This window comes from Chryseobacterium joostei (assembly GCF_003815775.1).
Taxonomy (GTDB): Bacteria; Bacteroidota; Bacteroidia; order Flavobacteriales; family Weeksellaceae; genus Chryseobacterium; species Chryseobacterium joostei.
Genome location: NZ_CP033926.1, coordinates 1,094,903 through 1,112,844 on the forward strand (window position 1 = coordinate 1,094,903; position 17,942 = coordinate 1,112,844).

At 36.1% G+C, this 17,942-nt stretch carries 22 protein-coding genes; 2 read left to right on the plus strand and 20 right to left on the minus strand.

What is annotated here, in order from left to right; translation table 11 throughout:
• Nucleotides 1-63: 63 nt before the first annotated feature.
• From EG359_RS05150 to tpx, 15 genes are all read right to left on the minus strand, one after another.
• Nucleotides 64-930 carry a VOC family protein gene (locus EG359_RS05150; protein WP_076351316.1) on the minus strand — a complete coding sequence of 289 codons (867 nt, stop codon included), beginning with the start codon at nucleotides 928-930 and terminating at the stop codon, nucleotides 64-66.
• 257 nt (nucleotides 931-1,187) lie between these two features.
• The gene (locus EG359_RS05155) at nucleotides 1,188-1,427 is read right to left on the minus strand and encodes a DNA-directed RNA polymerase subunit alpha C-terminal domain-containing protein (RefSeq protein ID WP_228450480.1); all 240 of its coding nucleotides are present in this window, start codon (nucleotides 1,425-1,427) and stop codon (nucleotides 1,188-1,190) included.
• A gap of 35 nt (nucleotides 1,428-1,462) precedes the next feature.
• The gene (locus tag EG359_RS05160) at nucleotides 1,463-1,876 is read right to left on the minus strand and encodes an SRPBCC family protein (protein WP_076351312.1); all 414 of its coding nucleotides are present in this window, start codon (nucleotides 1,874-1,876) and stop codon (nucleotides 1,463-1,465) included.
• Between the two features lie 85 nt (nucleotides 1,877-1,961).
• Nucleotides 1,962-2,393, minus strand: coding sequence for a VOC family protein (locus EG359_RS05165; RefSeq protein WP_076351310.1), 432 nt, complete (start codon nucleotides 2,391-2,393; stop codon nucleotides 1,962-1,964).
• A 93-nt stretch (nucleotides 2,394-2,486) separates the two neighbouring features.
• Nucleotides 2,487-3,263 carry an alpha/beta fold hydrolase gene (locus tag EG359_RS05170; RefSeq protein WP_076351308.1) on the minus strand — a complete coding sequence of 259 codons (777 nt, stop codon included), beginning with the start codon at nucleotides 3,261-3,263 and terminating at the stop codon, nucleotides 2,487-2,489.
• A 3-nt stretch (nucleotides 3,264-3,266) separates the two neighbouring features.
• Nucleotides 3,267-3,791 carry a hypothetical protein gene (locus tag EG359_RS05175; RefSeq protein ID WP_076351306.1) on the minus strand — a complete coding sequence of 175 codons (525 nt, stop codon included), beginning with the start codon at nucleotides 3,789-3,791 and terminating at the stop codon, nucleotides 3,267-3,269.
• Nucleotides 3,792-3,893: 102 nt separating this feature from the next.
• A complete protein-coding gene (locus tag EG359_RS05180; RefSeq protein ID WP_076351304.1) occupies nucleotides 3,894-4,355 on the minus strand; it encodes a hypothetical protein in 462 nt (153 codons plus the stop codon).
• Nucleotides 4,356-4,385: 30 nt separating this feature from the next.
• On the minus strand, nucleotides 4,386-4,796 hold the full coding sequence (locus EG359_RS05185) for a VOC family protein (RefSeq protein ID WP_076351302.1): 411 nt from the start codon (nucleotides 4,794-4,796) through the stop codon (nucleotides 4,386-4,388).
• Nucleotides 4,797-4,873: 77 nt separating this feature from the next.
• Nucleotides 4,874-5,464 carry a Crp/Fnr family transcriptional regulator gene (locus tag EG359_RS05190; RefSeq protein WP_076351300.1) on the minus strand — a complete coding sequence of 197 codons (591 nt, stop codon included), beginning with the start codon at nucleotides 5,462-5,464 and terminating at the stop codon, nucleotides 4,874-4,876.
• Between the two features lie 229 nt (nucleotides 5,465-5,693).
• Nucleotides 5,694-6,905: a DUF763 domain-containing protein gene (locus EG359_RS05195; protein WP_076351298.1), complete on the minus strand. Its 1,212-nt coding sequence runs from the start codon at nucleotides 6,903-6,905 to the stop codon at nucleotides 5,694-5,696.
• 135 nt (nucleotides 6,906-7,040) lie between these two features.
• On the minus strand, nucleotides 7,041-7,445 hold the full coding sequence (locus tag EG359_RS05200) for a glyoxalase superfamily protein (protein ID WP_076351296.1): 405 nt from the start codon (nucleotides 7,443-7,445) through the stop codon (nucleotides 7,041-7,043).
• 13 nt (nucleotides 7,446-7,458) lie between these two features.
• Entirely contained in the window at nucleotides 7,459-7,806 is a 348-nt protein-coding gene (locus EG359_RS05205) for a VOC family protein (protein WP_076351294.1), read from the minus strand.
• 87 nt (nucleotides 7,807-7,893) lie between these two features.
• Nucleotides 7,894-8,583 (minus strand): alpha/beta hydrolase, encoded by a 690-nt coding sequence (locus tag EG359_RS05210; RefSeq protein WP_076351292.1) that lies wholly within the window; start codon nucleotides 8,581-8,583, stop codon nucleotides 7,894-7,896.
• A gap of 62 nt (nucleotides 8,584-8,645) precedes the next feature.
• Nucleotides 8,646-9,107 carry a Crp/Fnr family transcriptional regulator gene (locus tag EG359_RS05215; RefSeq protein WP_228434871.1) on the minus strand — a complete coding sequence of 154 codons (462 nt, stop codon included), beginning with the start codon at nucleotides 9,105-9,107 and terminating at the stop codon, nucleotides 8,646-8,648.
• Nucleotides 9,108-9,292: 185 nt separating this feature from the next.
• A complete protein-coding gene (gene tpx / locus EG359_RS05220) occupies nucleotides 9,293-9,796 on the minus strand; it encodes a thiol peroxidase (protein ID WP_076351290.1) in 504 nt (167 codons plus the stop codon).
• Between the two features lie 170 nt (nucleotides 9,797-9,966).
• Between tpx and EG359_RS05225 the strand changes: the two genes are divergently transcribed.
• The gene (locus tag EG359_RS05225) at nucleotides 9,967-12,186 is read left to right on the plus strand and encodes an NADP-dependent isocitrate dehydrogenase (protein WP_076351288.1); all 2,220 of its coding nucleotides are present in this window, start codon (nucleotides 9,967-9,969) and stop codon (nucleotides 12,184-12,186) included.
• A gap of 106 nt (nucleotides 12,187-12,292) precedes the next feature.
• Here EG359_RS05225 and EG359_RS05230 read toward each other — a convergent pair whose 3' ends face one another.
• The 4 genes from EG359_RS05230 to EG359_RS05245 all read right to left on the minus strand — a co-directional run bounded on the left by EG359_RS05230 (nucleotide 12,293) and on the right by EG359_RS05245 (nucleotide 15,957).
• Complete coding sequence (locus EG359_RS05230) at nucleotides 12,293-13,285, minus strand: MBL fold metallo-hydrolase (protein WP_076351286.1); 993 nt, start codon at nucleotides 13,283-13,285, stop codon at nucleotides 12,293-12,295.
• A gap of 82 nt (nucleotides 13,286-13,367) precedes the next feature.
• Entirely contained in the window at nucleotides 13,368-14,369 is a 1,002-nt protein-coding gene (locus tag EG359_RS05235) for an aldo/keto reductase (protein ID WP_076351284.1), read from the minus strand.
• 87 nt (nucleotides 14,370-14,456) lie between these two features.
• Complete coding sequence (locus EG359_RS05240) at nucleotides 14,457-15,362, minus strand: helix-turn-helix domain-containing protein (RefSeq protein WP_076351282.1); 906 nt, start codon at nucleotides 15,360-15,362, stop codon at nucleotides 14,457-14,459.
• A 142-nt stretch (nucleotides 15,363-15,504) separates the two neighbouring features.
• Nucleotides 15,505-15,957, minus strand: coding sequence for a hypothetical protein (locus tag EG359_RS05245; RefSeq protein WP_076351280.1), 453 nt, complete (start codon nucleotides 15,955-15,957; stop codon nucleotides 15,505-15,507).
• A gap of 492 nt (nucleotides 15,958-16,449) precedes the next feature.
• Between EG359_RS05245 and EG359_RS05250 the strand changes: the two genes are divergently transcribed.
• Nucleotides 16,450-16,737 (plus strand): GNAT family N-acetyltransferase, encoded by a 288-nt coding sequence (locus EG359_RS05250; RefSeq protein WP_076351278.1) that lies wholly within the window; start codon nucleotides 16,450-16,452, stop codon nucleotides 16,735-16,737.
• On the opposite strand, the gene EG359_RS05255 is transcribed toward EG359_RS05250, so the two are convergent.
• Nucleotides 16,738-17,856 (minus strand): MBL fold metallo-hydrolase, encoded by a 1,119-nt coding sequence (locus EG359_RS05255; protein WP_076351276.1) that lies wholly within the window; start codon nucleotides 17,854-17,856, stop codon nucleotides 16,738-16,740. It abuts the gene before it with no gap.
• Between the last annotated feature and the right edge of the window lie 86 nt (nucleotides 17,857-17,942).

The following is a 17,942-nucleotide window of genomic DNA, read 5'->3' on the forward strand; positions in this document are numbered from 1 at the left end:
ACTTGCTCCAATTCTTTAAGATCAAAGCTTTTCTAAATAGCATCAAACAATAAGCCGAAGTTTTTAGGAATTATATGCATCTTCTAAATCCTGAATAATTATTTTCTGCATTTTCATCATAGCCTGAACTACTTTATAGGCTTTTTCCTGATTAGAATCGTTCATCAATTGGATGAGTCTTTTAGGAACAATTTGCCAACTTACGCCGTATTTGTCTTTTAACCAGCCACACATACTTTCTCTCCCTCCATTTGAGGTAAGCGTATTCCAATAATGATCGGTTTGTTGCTGATCATCGGTCATCACTACCAAAGAGATGCCCTCATTAAAGTCAAATTGATGATCGTAGGAATTATCCATACAGAATAAAGTATAGTTGTCAATTACAAAATTGGCATGCTGAACATTTTCTGCCGGCTCCGGAATAGGATGCCCCTCGCTTCCATCACCATATTTTAAGACATTTCCAATGCTTGAATTCGGGAAAGTTTGGGTATAAAGCTCCATTGCTTCTTTAGCCTTACCATTGTTTTGATGAATGAACATCATGGTAGGCACTATTTTTTGATCACCAGACTTTTCTCCCAGAAATAACTGCCATGTAACTCCATATTGATCCTGAACCCATCCATATTTTTTGCTCCATGAATAAGAGCCAAGCTCCATCAGGGCCATTCCTCCTTCCAGCAACTTATCCCAATATTTTTGAACTTCATCTTCTGTATCACAAATTACCATGAACGAAATGGAAGCGTTCTTTTTAAACTGTGGCCCACCATTCAATAGCATCAGCCTTTGTCCGAACAAATCAATGTTCATCACAACCGGGGTATCTACAGTAATCTCTCCGCCAAATACTTTGCAGTAAAATTCTGCGGATTGTTTGGCATCTCCGTCATACCAGAGACATGGGAAAATATCTTTATTCATAAGTTTCAATTTTAAAATTGGCTTTATAATAGTTTAATTATTTTTTCATTGACTAATAATTTCAGCAGATTAATAATAAAATAAATCTGCAGGCAAGTAAAAGAATAGAAATTCTATCCCAGATAAAACTCCTAAACCTTACAAGAATTCATTCTTTCCTATCAAAACATAAAGCAAGGGGAATCTTATGTCTCTGCACTTAAAGAAATCATCTCTCTTTATTTGCAATGACACTATAAAAAATTTGACTTTGCTTTTTATGCTTTTTTAAAAAAAAATTGTTTCTCCTTCATATGGTCCTTTAATTTCATCATTGCGTTTTTTCCAAAACCATGAAGCTGCAAAAGCTCCTTTTCAGAATAGTCTGACAGCTTTTCCAAAGAGTCTATTTTCTCTTTTTTCAAGGCTTTTCTTGCCGGAATTGCAATCACACCATGAAGAAAATCCTCTTTGGGATCATAGTTAATAGCATAAATGGAATTCAAACTCTTTGACATGATAACTAAATTGATCATGGCTACAAAAAATATTTTTAGTGATTCTCTACATACTTATGGAAATTGTTGAGAATAGCATACCAGCCATCTCTTTGCATTTCCACAGAATTTTGTTTTTCCGGATCGAAAATTTCAATAACCTTCGTTGTGTTTTCGTCAATCTTATCAAAGATTACTTCAACTTTTCGTCCATCTTCCATGTGGTATTTAATTTTCTCATGAGGAACAACTTCATCATACACTCCTTCAAAGTCAAATGCGAAGCTTTTATCCTTTGCCTCCATTCTGTTTTTGAATTTCCCTCCTACTTTCAGATCATTTTCTGAGCTAGGACATTGCCAGCTTTCATGGGCAAAGTTCCATTTTGTAATATGCTTAGGCTCATTGAAATAATTCCATACTTTTTCCACTGGAACTAAAATTGTAATGTCTATTTTAATTGGATCCATTGTTCTACTTTTTAGTGATTTGAATAAAAGAGCTGCCCAAGACAGGCACCTCTTTTATGGTTAGTTAAATATAGTAAATATAAGGTTATTTTGTATACTCTTCATTATAATTCACCATCCAATGAACACCATATTTATCCTGAAAGCTGCCAAAATAGTCACCCCAAAACTGATCTTCAAGAGGCATTTCTACATTTCCGCCCTCAGAAAGCCCTTTAAAAATTCTTTCTGCATCGTTTCTTGAATCAGGAAAAATAGAAACATAGTTGTTATTTCCTACCGTTAAGGTTTGCCCAAAGCCCGGAACGATATCTGATGCCATCAAAAGGTCGCTTCCTATAGGTAGCGCAATATGCATCACTCTGTTTTTTTCCTCATCTGAAAGGTTTTCAGTGCCGGGAGCATTTCCCATTTTATGAACTTCTCCTACGAACTCGCCTCCGAAAACAGATTTATAAAAATTGAAAGCTTCTTCAGCTGTTCCATCGAAATTTAGGTACGGATTTAATTTTGCCATGATTTTTAATTTTAAATGTTATTGTTTATTTGAAACACAAATGACAAGGATCATTCACTAATTACAGTAATGCCACAAGTGCTAATTATTGTTTTAATGATTTAAAAACTGCTCAACTTCTTTCACAGTACAATCAATTAGATTTTCATTGATACTCCCATCAAAGTCAGCCATCATATAAGTTCCGTGAGTTGCCGGAAGTATCATTAACTTTGAATCTTCTACTAAGCGCCACATTGCTACCGTATGTTCTGGCTTCATTACGTCTTTATCACCACTAATGAATAATGTAGGTGATTGTATTGAGGTAAGAACTTCATCTTCCCAGTCTTCAAAGGTTTGCATCCTTTTGCAATCCTTATCAAAGAGGTTTTCCAGTTTTGAAAAATCAGGATTGAGATTCAAAAAATTGATCTTAAATGGCTCAGGCATTGATTCAAAGGTAGCTTCCTGCATCCCTTCGAAGAAACCATCCATCATGCCGTCTTTTTTATAAAATGCGGATGCAACCACTAATTTTTCTACAATATTGGGATGGCGATGAGCAATCTGCATCACAGTGTTTCCACCATTACTGAATCCCCAAAATGAGGCTTTATGTATATTTATTTCGGCCAAAAGTGCAACAACATCATCTGCATCCTGCTCAAATGTTTCAGGAATATCACGATGCTCACTTCGTCCATGATTTTGAAGATCAATTCCTATAAGCTGAAACCTACTCTCCATCCTTGTAATGACTTCTTTAAAATCATACAAAATAGAAGAACCGCCACCATGAATCAACACTAATGGTTTTCCGGATCCATAGATTTCATAATACAACTGAATTCCATTCACCCGTTTATAGCCTTTTTCTAAAGGATTCATGGGTTAGTAATTAAGGTTTTCATCCACATCATACTTCATTCCCGGATAGTTTAAGATTCTACGCATCAAACCTATTTGCCCGCATAGATAGTCTTCACGACCAATGCACATTCCGGCAAAATTGAGCTTTGTTTCTTTTACAAAAGGAATGTTCATGCCTATTTCAAAGATCTCATCCAGTTCTTCATCAGTTATTTCCCATAATTTTTGATATACTTTTGGAGAAATATCATGGAAGTTCTTCTTCAGATCTGCCAAGGTTGGGTATTTAATGCTTTCATCCAAAGCTTTTCCCTGAAAGAAAAGATCATTGTTTGGATCCTGTTCCTGCAGTCCCAGCACCCAGCCCAAGCCGTAGCGCATATTCACAAAGTTCCCTGCCATCCACACAATGTGATTGGTTTTGTTTTCAATTCTTTTCAAGCCATCTTCTTCCGAAATACCATCCAAAACATTCATAAAGCCTTGGGTATGCATTCTGTAAGCCGGAATGATGAGTTCTATTTTTTTTGATTTTGGTGTGTCCATTTTGTTATTTTTTATAGATTTTAAACTAGATAATGAAAAATGTAAAGACGAAACTTTAACTTCTGATAATGCTTTTATGCACTATTCTCTTATAGATTCATATCATCTTATTGCTCCCGGTCTTCCAAGAATTCTTCGGAGATACCCCAGCTGCCCACCGTGATAAATCTCATGGAGACAGAGTGTTGAAATATCTTTAACATTTTCTTCCTTAAAACTTTCAAGGATGTTGAGTTTTTCCTCCAGCTTATCTTGTGATTGTTGGAGATATGATTTGAGTTCCTCAAAGTTGATAAACTCTGCTTTTCTGTCCCATGCAATTTCTCCTCTGTTGTAGCAGGAAAATTTTTCGCTGTCCCAAATTGATTCTTCCCCTAAAATATTCAATAAGCTGTTTCTGATGTAGATCAAATGTCCCAGAATCCAGTTCATGCAATTGGCTTCATCATTAGGAAAAATCATTGATTCTTCATTGGTAATTCCCTCTGTATTTAAGGAAACTATTTTGAAGCTGCTGAATATATGATTTTTCACCAATTCTATCTCATTCGACTTTGTTTCCATATTTCTAATGTGAGGTGTATGATTGATGAATTATTCTGTAGGGATCTGAGAAGCATCTGCGTGCATCACTTCCCATTGATGGCCATCAATATCTGCAAAAGCACTTTGATACATCCATCCATGATCCATGGATTCACTATACTTTGAACCTCCGTTTTCAATGGCTGTCTTCACGATCTGATCCACTTCTGCACGGCTGTCTACTCCAATGGCAATAAGTACCTGCGTGGTGTCTCCTTTAGCATAAGGCCTGTTGGTAAATGTTTGGAAAAACTCTTCTTTCAAAAACATGGTGTAGATATAATCTTCTTTCATTACTACACATATTGCTTTGTCATCTGAAAACTGCTCGTTAATGGAAAATCCCAGCTTCGTCCAGAACTCTTTGGTTTTTTGTACGTCTTTTATAGGTAAATTGACATAAATTTGATTGACTTTCATTTTTGTAATTTTTGGTGTTAAACTTTAAACCAAAATTACCAAGGTGTAATGAAAATCTACTTGTCATAAGGCAAGATTTAATTTTTCTTGGGATGTGAAACCAATTCTTTACGGATTCTGCTCAGGGAAGTGTCTGTTACTCCGAGATACGAAGCTATCTGCTTCAATGGAGCAAACTGTACTACTTTGGATTTCTGTTCCAACAGATTGAGGTATCTTTTGGTAGCTGAAAGGGTAAACATTTCTACAGATCTTTGTTTATAAGCGAAGAGTTCCTTGGACATCCATGATCTCCCCCACTCCCTTAGATTGGGAATTTTATGAAATAGTTCCTGAAAAGTGTCGTAATCCAGCTTCCAGCATTCGCAATCTGTAATGCAGACAATATTTTCCTGAGACGGAATTCTTTGAAACATTGATAAAACCTCAATAATCACTTCATTCTCTACAAAAAAGTGGGTGGTTACCTCATTTCCGTTGAAATCATTAACAAATGAGCGAGCTAATCCGCTATCCAGAATATAGTATTCATTGGCTGTTTTCCCTTCTTCTAGAATAAAGTCACCTTTTTGAAATGATGTCTTTTCATGTGCCTGAAATATTTCCTCAAGCTCTTCCTGAAAGAAAAATGGGAAATCATAGCATATTTCTAAGGATTTATTGGTCATCAGGTCAATTTTTTTAAGACTTTAAAAATAGAATTTTTAATTGAAATGGAGAAAATAAATATTAAACAAAATAATTTACCTCCTATTTTAAATCACATACTATGCTGAAAATAAAATATTTTAATCAATTCAAATAATTAAACAGATGTTTTATTTTGGTGAAAGCATCATAATAGTAAGGACGGAAATTTATCTCTCTATTTTTGTCTTTATTGGAAATTTATTCTATCTAAAACAGGGATAGCTGAATACCATTAGAAGAATCAGGTTTCTTAGCATCTCCAAATACTGTTTTACCACCAAAGCGCCATGAATTATGTCTTTCGTCTTCAATAACTTCCTGAATATCGAAATCCGGGGTAAAGTCTTTTTCGGCAGTGGCTATTATTTGATGAAGCTTATTTAATGTATTCAATTTGTCAGAGTTTCCGAGTTTGGACTTTTCTATTCCTCTTCTGAGAATACCGATACTTTCATCGTAGGTATTAATCGGAACCGGAAAAGGATGATCGTCCTTACCTCCGTGGGCAAAGGAAAACCTTGCAGGATCAGCAAATCTTGCGGGAGCACCGTGAATTACTTCACTTACTAAGGCCAAAGACTGCATTGTTCTGGGGCCTACTCCTTCCAACATCAACAAATCCTCAAAATTCTGTGGCTGTTGCTCTCGGGTAACATATAAAAGTGCTCCCAGACGTTTAAGATCAACATCTGAAGCCCGAACATCATGATGAGCAGGAAGAATCAGCCTCGAAAAATCCTTCATTACATCTACAGAGTCTGTGTGGGAAATATCCAGAATTCCTTTTCGATTTTCAGAGGCTTCTGAATCGGTAAGATTTAAAATATGTCCTCTTGAAATACCACTGATCCCTGTGTGTGGCTCTTCCACGAAGGAAGTTATGTTTTCAGAATGCCAATGATAACGTCTTGCAGTTCCGTCAGATTCATGCATTCCCTGTTGAATAACACTCCAGTTTCCATTGTCTGACAGGACAAAATTATGTAGGTACAATTGATAGCCATCCTGAATAGCTGTATTATCTACCTTGGCTGAAAGTTTACTGGCTCTTACCAATGCGGTCCCATTGAGACCTGTCTTTTCGGCAATCTGAATGAGTTCCGATGGGGTTTCTCTGGAGAATTTCCCTTTCCCTCCACAAATATAAAGCCCCAGTGATTGGGAATTGGGATTAATGGACCGTTTCAAGGCTCCCATAACAGAAGTGGTAATTCCCGAGGAATGCCAATCCATTCCCATTACTGCTCCAAAACTCTGAAACCAAAACGGGTCTGCCAACCTGCGTAGGACCTCATCTTTACCGTAATCCATAAGAATTACTTCAATAATAGAAAGTCCCAGAACAGACATACGCTCATACAGCCACGGTGGTACTTTACCGTAGTGAAGAGGCAGATCTGCTGTTCCTGAACGTTTCATTTTTCAATTTTGGGAAAACAAAGTTAGGCTTAATATTTCAAATTCATCATGAATTCAGCCAAGTATAAATCAGTAAAAAAAGATAAACAACTACTTTTATAATCCCAATGAGTTTTTAGAACATCTGCTTTCAGATCAATGGTTTGAGTGAAGATTTAAGGCTCCGTGCTTCTTTTCATCAAATTTTTCATTGAAAATAATTTTATTTCCAAAAGGATCATTTACAGTGAAAGAGACTGCATCATAAAAGGTTTTCTCAAGCCCGGGACGATTGTATTTATAATTTTTATCGATGAGTTCTTTGTGATATTCCACAACGCCTTCTCCCCAGATGAAGATACTGCTTCCTGGGCTAGCATCGCCATGATGTTCACTCAAGTGAAAAACCATGTTCTCTTTTTTCACCTCAATGTAAACGGGAAAATTTTCTTCAAACCGGTGTTCCCAGATAATTTCAAACCCGAGCCAGTCAATATAAAATTCAAGTGTTTTCTGGTAGTCAAAAATTCTAAGTACAGGAATAATCTGCTCTGCCTTCATAGGATACTGGATTTTATTGGTGAGAAAGAATATTAATTAATTTTCCAAATGGATCTTTTACAAAAAACCTGCGAACTCCCCAGTCTTCATTAGTGATTTCGTAAGTAATCTCAAAGCCTGCCAACTTCATTTTATCATACATTTCATCTACATTATCTACTTCTATGGACAGGTCGGGAACTTCGGTATCGTTTCCTCCCTGCTCAGCAAAACTGATTTGAATTTTAGCTTCTTCATTATTACCCAATGTTTTGATCCAGCCATGATTCATCAAAACATCCAGTTCCAGAATATCCTGATAAAATTGATTAGCCATGGAAAGATCATCCGTTTTAATATTGGCTACGATTCTTTTTACCATTTTGCACTCGTTTTTCCATTAAAAAAGGTCTTGTGAAATTACGTAAAATTTCACAAGACCTAATAAATTATTGTGTTGTATATCTTATTAAATTGAAGCAGCAGCTTCTAAAATCAACTGAGTAACTTCTTCAGGATGTGATGCCAATGAAGCATGTCCTGCATCTAAAGAAATTATTTTCTTAGGCTCAAGACGTTCTGCCATTTCTTTTTCTGTTTCTGCAGGAATCATACGGTCCTGCAATGATATCTGATACCAACTTGGGCGTATTTTCCATGCCGGTTCACCCGCTACATCTCCAAAGCACTGCCCATGAATCGGTTTTTGTGATAATGACATCACCAAGGCTTTTTCATCATCCAGATCCTGACAGAAAGCGGATTTAAACTCATCATATTTGATCCATAAAAATCCTTTGTCATCAGGGTAAATACTTGCCCCACCCGGAGATTCTCTTCTTCCTAAAAGGGATCCTAAACTATCTCCTGCATCAGGTGCAAAAGCGGCAATATAAACTAGGCCTGCTACTTTATCATGATGTCCAGCTCCTGAAATTACAGCTCCGCCATAAGAGTGTCCTACCAAAAGTACTTTCCTATCCTGAGCATCGATAAGGTCCTTTGTTTTATCAATGTCGTTCTGTAGGGAAGTTAAAGGGTTCTGAACACTTCTTACTTTATAGCCTGCCTTTACAAGTGACGGGATAACATACTGCCAATGAGAGCCATCTCCCCAAGCTCCGTGTACCAAAATAATGGTTAAATCTTTTTGTTCCATAATGATTAAAATTTGATAATAGTAAAACTACGACCTAAAATTTCATCTGACGTTAACTTAAGTTAATTTATAATTCTGCCACGAATCCGGCTAAGAGATTGTTCTGTAACTCCTAGATAACTTGCAATATGTTTTTGTGCTATTTTCTGGAAAAGAAGAGGTTGCTGTTTTAAGAGATTTAAGTATCTGTTTTCTGGAGACAGGCATAATAAATCATCAATCCTTTTTTTGGCGTCCAAATAAATCTTTTCACTCATTACCCTTCCAAATTTTTGCCAGTATGCTTCTTTCTGATATAATCCCTGGAGATGATCTTTACTCAGCAGCAGAATTTCACAATCTTCCAAAGCCTGAATATTCATATTGGAGACTGTATCACAAAGAATACTTTCGTAATCAGTGAAAAATTCATTTTCAAAATAAAACCCAAAGTTGATTTCCCTGCCCTGATCATTAATATAAAAGCTTCTGATGGTTCCTTTCTTAATAAACCCCAGATACCTGCATTTATCCCCTTGTTTCAAGAAAAAATCTGATTTTAAAAGCTAGTATCTTTAAGTAGTGCATAAAATTCATCGAAATGCTCCTGATCTACCTGAAATAGGTCTCCGTATTTTGTGTAGTGGTCTGACATCATTTATGGTGTATTTTAGATTCAAAAAAGCCTTGCAAAAGTTCATTCACAAGGCTTTTTATAAGATTATTTCTATTATTGATTCAAGGCTGTAAGCGCTGCATCATAATTAGGTTCGTTTGCTATTTCTGAAACCTGCTCTGTGTAAATTACTTTATTGTTTTCGTCTGTAACAATCACCGCACGGCTTAGTAAGCCTTTCAAAGGAGAATCTGTAATTGTTACTTCATAATCATCACCAAAGCTGCTTCTGAAGTCAGAAAGAGTCTCTACATTATTCAACCCCTCCGCTGCACAGAATCTTCCTAATGCAAAAGGAAGGTCCTTGGAAACATTAATTACCACTGTATTATCCAGTTTTGAAGCTTCTTCATTGAATTTTCTGCTGGAAGCGGCACAAGTTGGAGTATCGATACTTGGGAAAATATTGAATACTTTTTTCTTTCCTTCAAAAGTTTCAAGAGTCTTTACATTTAACCCGGAATCTACTAGGGCAAAATCCTTAACTTTTGTTCCTACTGATGGTAATGCTCCTATTGTGTGTACTTCGTTTCCTTTTAAAGTGATTGTCGTTGACATAATATTTATTTTTTTAGTTTTTCAAATTTAATCAAAAATAGATTTTTTTTCTGTGTAATTAAGGTTAAATTAATCTTAAAGTGAAAAATCTAGGCATAGTATTCATCCCAAAATTTAAATTTTAACTAAATTTGTAGGACTTAAAATTTCAAATAACAAATAACAGTATAATGTCAGAAAAATCAAAAATTTACTACACGTTAACGGATGAAGCTCCAATGCTGGCTACCCACTCGTTTTTACCAATTGTAAAAGCTTTCACTAAATCAGCAAATATTGAGATCGCTGTTCCGGATATTTCTTTGGCAGGAAGAATTTTAGCTAACTTTCCTGAGTTTTTAAAGGATGACCAAAAAATTGGTGATGCTTTGGCTGAATTAGGAGAATTGGCAACTAAGCCTGAAGCTAATATCATCAAATTACCAAATATTTCTGCTTCTGTTCCTCAGCTAGACGCTGCTATCGCTGAACTACAGGCTAAAGGTTTCGCAGTTCCAAATTATCCTGCAGAACCTAAAAATGACGAAGAGAAAGCTATTAAGGCTAAATATGCAAAGGTTCTGGGTAGTGCTGTAAACCCTGTATTAAGAGAAGGAAATTCTGACAGACGTGCTCCAAAGGCTGTTAAAAACTATGCTAAAACAAACCCTCACAGAATGGGTAACTGGGCATCTGACAGCAAAACTGACGTAGCTCACATGAACAATGGTGATTTCTACGGAACAGAAACTTCTACTACATTAGAAAACGCTACAAAATATAAAATCGTATTCAAAGGAAATGACGGTGCTGAAACTTTACTGAAAGACTTCGCAGGTCTTCAGGCTGGTGAAGTAATCGATTCTTCTGTAATGAACCTAAATGCATTGAAGGCATTCGTTCAGGAAGCTATTGAAGAAGCTAAGAACAAAAATGTACTTCTTTCTGCTCACCTTAAAGCTACGATGATGAAGATCTCTGATCCAATCATTTTCGGGGCTATTGTAGAAACTTTCTTCAAGGATGTATTTACTAAATATGCTGAGACTTTCAAATCTTTAGATGTTAACCCAAATAATGGTCTTGCTGATCTTTTTGAAAAAATCAAAGGAAATGCTCAGGAAGCTGACATCAAGGCTGATATTGAAAAAGCTCTTGCTGACGGACCAAGAGTGGCAATGGTAAATTCTGACAAAGGAATTACTAACTTCCACGTACCTTCTGACATTATTGTTGATGCATCTATGGCTGCCCTTGTAAGAGGTGGAGGTAAAATGTGGAACAAGGAAGGAAATGAAGAAGATACAGTTTGTATTATTCCGGACCGTTCTTACGCTGGTTTCTATCAGTCTGTAATTGATGATATGAAAGCACACGGAAAACTAGACCCTACCACAATGGGATCTGTTCCAAACGTAGGTTTAATGGCTCAAAAAGCTGAGGAATATGGTTCTCACGACAAAACTTTCCAATTGTCTGCTGACGGAACGGTAGAGGTTCAGGATGAAGCCGGAAACGTTCTTCTTTCTCAAAAAGTAGAAAAGGATGATATCTTCAGAATGTGCCAGACTAAAGATGCTCCTATCCAGGACTGGGTGAAATTAGCTGTAAACAGATCAAGACTTTCTGATACGCCTGCGATCTTCTGGTTAGACAAAGGAAGAGCTCACGACAGAGAGATCATCAAAAAAGTAGAAAAATATCTTGCTGACTACGATACAACAGGTCTTGACATCAGAATCCTTGATGTAAAGGATGCTATGACTGAAACTTTAAAAAGAGCAAGAGAAGGTAAGGATACAATTTCTGTTTCAGGAAACGTATTAAGAGATTACTTAACTGACCTTTTCCCAATCCTTGAGCTTGGTACTTCTGCAAAAATGCTTTCTATTGTTCCATTGATGAACGGTGGTGGTTTATTTGAAACAGGTGCCGGAGGTTCTGCTCCAAAACACGTTGAGCAATTCCTTGAAGAAGGATACCTAAGATGGGATTCTCTAGGTGAATTCTTGGCATTACAGGCTTCTTTAGAACATTTAGCTCAAACTCAAGGGAATACAAAATCTCAGGTTTTAGCTGATGCATTGGATGAAGCAAACGCTAAGTTCTTGGCTACAGATAAATCTCCTGCAAGAAAAGTAGGTCAAATTGATAACAGAGGTTCTCACTTCTACTTAGCAATGTATTGGGCTGAGGCTTTGGCTAACCAAACTGCTGATGCTGAATTAGCTGCACAGTTTGCTCCGGTTGCACAAGCAATGAAAGAAAACGAAGAAGTAATTAATGCAGAATTAATTGGTGCTCAAGGTAAGCCTCAAAACATTGATGGTTACTACAAAACTGATACTTATAAAACGTATTCAGCAATGAGACCAAGCACAGTTTTAAATGAAATTGTTGATGCAATTTAATTGCTGACACTGATATAAATGAAAAGCTCCTTTTTTAAGGAGCTTTTTTATTTTAAAAATGAAAGAAGTGAACCATCCTTAAAGTCTTTGATTTGTTCGCTGTCACCTAATTCATGAAACTCTCCGGAATCCATTCAAATGCATTTCCTTTCTTCTTCGTAAATCCTAATCCCGGCCATGGTAAATGACAGGCAAAAGCTCTCGTTTTGGTATCTGCCAATTGTAGGAGAAGCTTTTTTCTTGAAGCCGTAGCAATATCCAGATCTGTATCACCAGAAAACCCCCATTCAGGATGAGGAAAAAGAATAACATCAGAATGAATGAGATCTGCAATATATATGAGTTTTTCATTTCCTGAAGATATGGTAGTAACCGTTAAACCGGGAGTATGGCCCGGAGCCAGCTGAAAACTAAAATAATCATACAACGGATTGTCTAAATCATAAAACTTCAATTTGGGCTTAATGGTTTTTAATATATTCTGGAGTGCCGAAATAATCTGACTAAGCAATTCAGGTTTAGATTTCAATGCACTATTGTTAAAATCTTTAATGGAAGCCTGCATCCAGAAATCATATTCAGTTTTTGAAATAAAAATATTAGCATTCGGGAAAACAAGAGCATTTTGTTTATCTATTACCCCTCCAATATGATCAGGATGCGCATGAGAAATGAAAACATCAGTAATATCTTTTGCTGCAAATCCTGCCTTTTGGAGGCTTTTCAACAAAAACCCAGATCTTTCATCAGCAAAAATTCCCATTCCTGAATCCATTAAAATCAGTCTATTCTTTGTTTTAATCAGTAAAAAATTCAGAGCCATATCAATATAATCTTCCGGCCTAAAATTATCTTTAAGAATGGTTTTCAATTCTGAAACGTTACCTCGTGGAGCAAATGAATTTACATCTGTTTCATGAATATATCCGCCTGTAAGAATAAACAATTCCAACTCTCCCAATTTTATTTTTTTAAAACCGGATAAATCATCTTCAGGTTTTTCCGGACTTGTTTTTGTCTCTGCAAAAACATTAGAAAAGGGAACAAAACTTAATGCTCCCACCAGTAATCCGTTTTTTAATAAGTCTCTTCTGTTCATATTGTAATGTGGTGTTTTTAATTTTTATATCTAACAAAAAACTGAGCTTCTGTAATTCAGAAACCCAGTTAATGTATAGTCTTTAGTTGTTTACTAACTTCATAGAGCCCTCACTGTATCTTTCTCCTACATTCGGATATTTTTTCAGAATGGCATCAATGGTGTCCAGATCGGACTGGGAAAGATCAATATTAACGGCTGCAATATTTTCTTCCAGATACTTGATTCGTTTGGTTCCCGGAATCGGAATAATATCATTTCCCTGATTCAGTACCCAAGCCAATGCTAATTGAGTTCCCTTCACTCCCTTGGAAGCTGCAAACTCATTAATCTCATGAGCCAGTTTAGTATTATTTTCCAGATATTCCTGCTGATAACGAGGTAATGATTTTCTAAAATCATCATCTCCAAGGTTTTGTACTTCACTGATATTGGCAAAAAGACCTCTCGCCAGTGGTGAATACGGAACCAAGGAGATTCCTAATTCTCTGATGGTTGGAAGTATTTCACTTTCAACATCCTTGGTAAGGATGGAATATTCTGATTGTAAAGCAGTAATTGGGTGAATTTTATTGGCTTTTCTTATTGATTCTGCTGAAGCTTCAGATAGACCGATATATTTTACTTTTCCTGCTTTTACCAATTCAGCCATCGCCCCTACAGTCTCTTCTACAGGTATATTTGGATCAACCCTGTGGGCATAATACAAGTCTATGGTATCTATTTTTAACCTTTGAAGACTTAAATCTACTGCTTGTTTAATCCACTCCGGCGAACCGTCGAAATAGGTGCCCGGAGCACCACTATGACTGGCTTTTCCATCTTTAAACCTGAACCCGAATTTAGTGGCAATAAAAATCTTATCTCTGTTGGGAACTAAAACCTTGGAGATCAGCTTTTCGTTTTCTCCATTGGCATACATATCTGCAGTATCCCAAAAGTTAACTCCTAGATCTAATGCTCTATGTAAAGTATTGATACTTTCCTGTTCATCTGCATGGCCGTAAGCAAAGCTCATTCCCATACAACCTAATCCAATAGCAGAAAGCTGCTCTTCTGTGTTTCCTAATTTTCTAAATTTCATGATGGTTTTGATTTTAATTTTACAAGACAAAATTAGAGTATGTGGCACCCATCTCTGGTATAGAATTCAAACTAAGAATTATAAAATTCAAACAAGGTTCATTCTAAGGGTATTTGGAGTCACTCCAGTTTGTTTTTTAAAGTAATTGGTAAAATAAGCAGGTTCTTCAAAACCCAATCCATAGGCTATTTCAGAAACATTCCAGTCTGTGTGGGTCAACAAGGCATTGGCTTCCTGAATAATTCGTCCTGTAATCTGCTGGCTAGTGGTTTTTCCTGTAATCTCTTTCACTGAGCGGTTTAAAGAGTTGACATGAATGGAAAGGCTCTGTGCGTAATCATTTGGGGTCTTTAGCTTTAAAAAGGCCTCTGGGCTATCAATCGGGAATTGTCTTTCCAGCAATTCCATAAATAAAGAAGCTACTCTTTGTGATGCATTCTGGTAAGGCTCAAAAGTTTCTGCCGGATGCATTCTCATCGTTTCATGAATCATCAGATGAAGATAGGCCCTAAGCATATCATATTTATGGATGTAATCGGACTGAATTTCCGTCATCATTTTGGTATACAAATCCGAAAGTATTTCCTGCTGTTCTTCCTCCACAAAGAAAACCGGAGTTCCGCCAATCTTAAAAAGCGGGGAATCCTGAAGGTTTCCCAGACGGCTTCCATTCTGCAAAAACTGCTCTGTAAAAAGGCAAAACCAACCTTTCTGATCTTCATCATCAGCCTCCCAGGAGTAAGGAACAATAGGATTGGAAAACAGCAATGCGGGACGATCCACCTGAATCCACTTATCAGCATAATGAAGCTTTCCTTTTCCTATGATTAATGAAATTTTATAATAATCTCTTCTGCTATAGGGAGACAATAAAGAGCAAGACTCTCTTGAGAAAACATTAAAGTGCCCCATTCCACTCGCTCCAATACATTGCAACACCTGATCAGGAGCATTTCTTTCATAAAAACCGCTTAGTGATTCTGTTGATTCCATCTATCAAAGTTATAAAATTCAAACAAATTAATTCATAAAATTATTTTTTAACACTTGTATGCCAATAATAATTTTTACCCATAAAAAAGGCCGACACGAATGCCAGCCAATTTAATAGTGAATATATATAGTTGATAATGGTCTAATCCCAATCACCATGATGCCCATGATGCTTATTTTGTTTTTTATAATATTTAGAACGTTCTTTATAGTATTTCTCTTGTTGTTTACGATATTTTTTATAGTCGTTCTTATTTCTTCCGTATACAATTACAGGATTTTGTCCTTTATAATATTTCTTTTTAAAGAGGATATATTTTTCTCTTCCCAGAATTCTTTCCAGCTCTGAATATCGGTCTCCTCTCCATCTTCCCGGATCTACAACATACGCTCTGTTCCATGAATCATAATCACGGTATCTGTCATTCAATACATAAATTTGATCGGCCTGCCCTCTGGAAAGCAGCAGATCTGCGACTACCGTTTGCCAGTTAACATCGGCAATACTTCTTCTGTAGTCATTATAATAGTCTGATTGGGCATAGCTCATACTGAACGTTCCAATCAAAAATAAGGTTAACAATAACTTTTTCATTTCATTCCTCTTTTAAATTAAACAAGATGACATAGTCAATAAAAGTGCCAATAATTAAAAGGAATTGCCAATAATTGTTAATAAAAACCATAAATAACTGATTATCTTTTAAATAATTTTATAAATTATTTATTTTATCCGTTGAATAAATCCCGATTACATTCCTCTTATTTTTCTTAAACAGTTAGGATACAGATACCAAGTTTCAATGCTCAAAGTGCTAATTTTGATGCATTTAAGCCTGTGATAAAGCCAAATGAGTTTTATTCATTTACTTGACCAGATTAAAACTTATTATATTGAAATTTAATAATGAAAAAACTTAACCCCAGCACAATTTTTAAATTTCTTACTATTGATAATTATATTTATAAAATTCGTTAAGATTCCCGGAAACTATCATTTCATATCAATTAATTTTGTAATTTTAATGGAGAGAACACTTTCGGGAGTTCTTTAAGTTATTTTTTAATCAACCAAATCTCAATAATTATGGAAAGTATAAAATTTATGGTATCTCCATATCAGGATGAATTACAGCTACTCCTTGATGGGCAAAAAGCAGGTTATATGTCCATAAAGGTTGATGGAAGACTGCTCATTGTTTATTACACCAAGCTTGACGAAGAGCATGAGGGAAAAGGCTATGCTAAGCTTCTGCTGGATGAATTGGTACGCTATGCAGAGGAAAAAGATTTGCTTGTAGACCCGGAATGTGATTTTGTACGCCAGCAGTTTGAAAACCATCCCGCAAGGTACAAAGACATTTGGCATGCCTAATCAGTCTTCCCACCAGACTGTAAACTGTTGATTTGAATTATTTAGATCAACCACCTCTCCAATCATCGGAGTAAGGATGTCTAGATTTTGTTCTTTTCCAAGGCTGGTTATCTTTTGTAAAGGCTCATTCCAAGGGTGAAGTGCCAGTGCAAATTTTGCAGCATGAACCGGAATTATTTTTTTCGCATTAATATCTATACTTGCCTGAATTACATCTTCCGGTAATGTATGAATATATCTCCATGCCTCTCCGTATTGCCCGTTTTCAAGAATAGCATAGTTAAAAGGACCATATTTTTCCCCAATCATCTTAAAATGGGAATCATAACCGCTGTCTCCACCCAAAAAGATTTTCTTTGTGGGTGTTTCCAGTACATAGGAAGCCCAAAGGGTGTCATTCTGCCTTACTCTTCTTCCTGAAAAGTGCCTTGCAGGAGTAAAGGCAATTTTTATATTATTCTTCAGTTCTACTTCTGCACCCCATTCTTCTTCAATAAGCTGGTTTTCTTTATATCCCCATCTTTCCAGGTGTACCCCCACTCCCAATGGAACAATAGCCTTATGCGTTCGATCTCTGATGGATTGCACTGTAGGATAATCCAAATGGTCAAAATGATCGTGGGTAATTATCAAATAATCTAGTTCCGGAATATCTTCTGGTTTATAGATATCCGATCCTTTAAATGCCTTATTAAAATATTTAAATGGTGATCCGTATAAACTCAATACCGGATCTATAAGAAAAGACACCCCATCGGTCTGTAAATAATAGGATGAATGGCCCAGCCAAATAAAAACATCAGTGTTTTTATCAATAGCTCTCAAATCTGTATGAATGGATGGAATTCTTTTCAAGGGTTTCAGTAGCGGGTGCTTTTTTCCTAAAAAGAAATCGTAGGTAACTTTTGACATTTTGTAGCCCTCAGCAATAGAGGGTGTATAACTAATATTATGAAACTGCTTATTTCTATACAGCTTTGACTGCTTCATACGTTCCAGCCTCTTTCCTTTTGGGACACCACCAAATGGTTTTCCGTTTATCACGATAAAGTAGGTTACTATCAATAGTGCTGCAATCGTAATAATCCAATAATATATCATTAGTAAAAAAATAATCATCCAAAGGTATCAACTTTTAGATTTACATGAAAATATGCGGTGTTTGGCTTTATTTTTTTAACTAAATTTATCATGTGTTTCAGAAA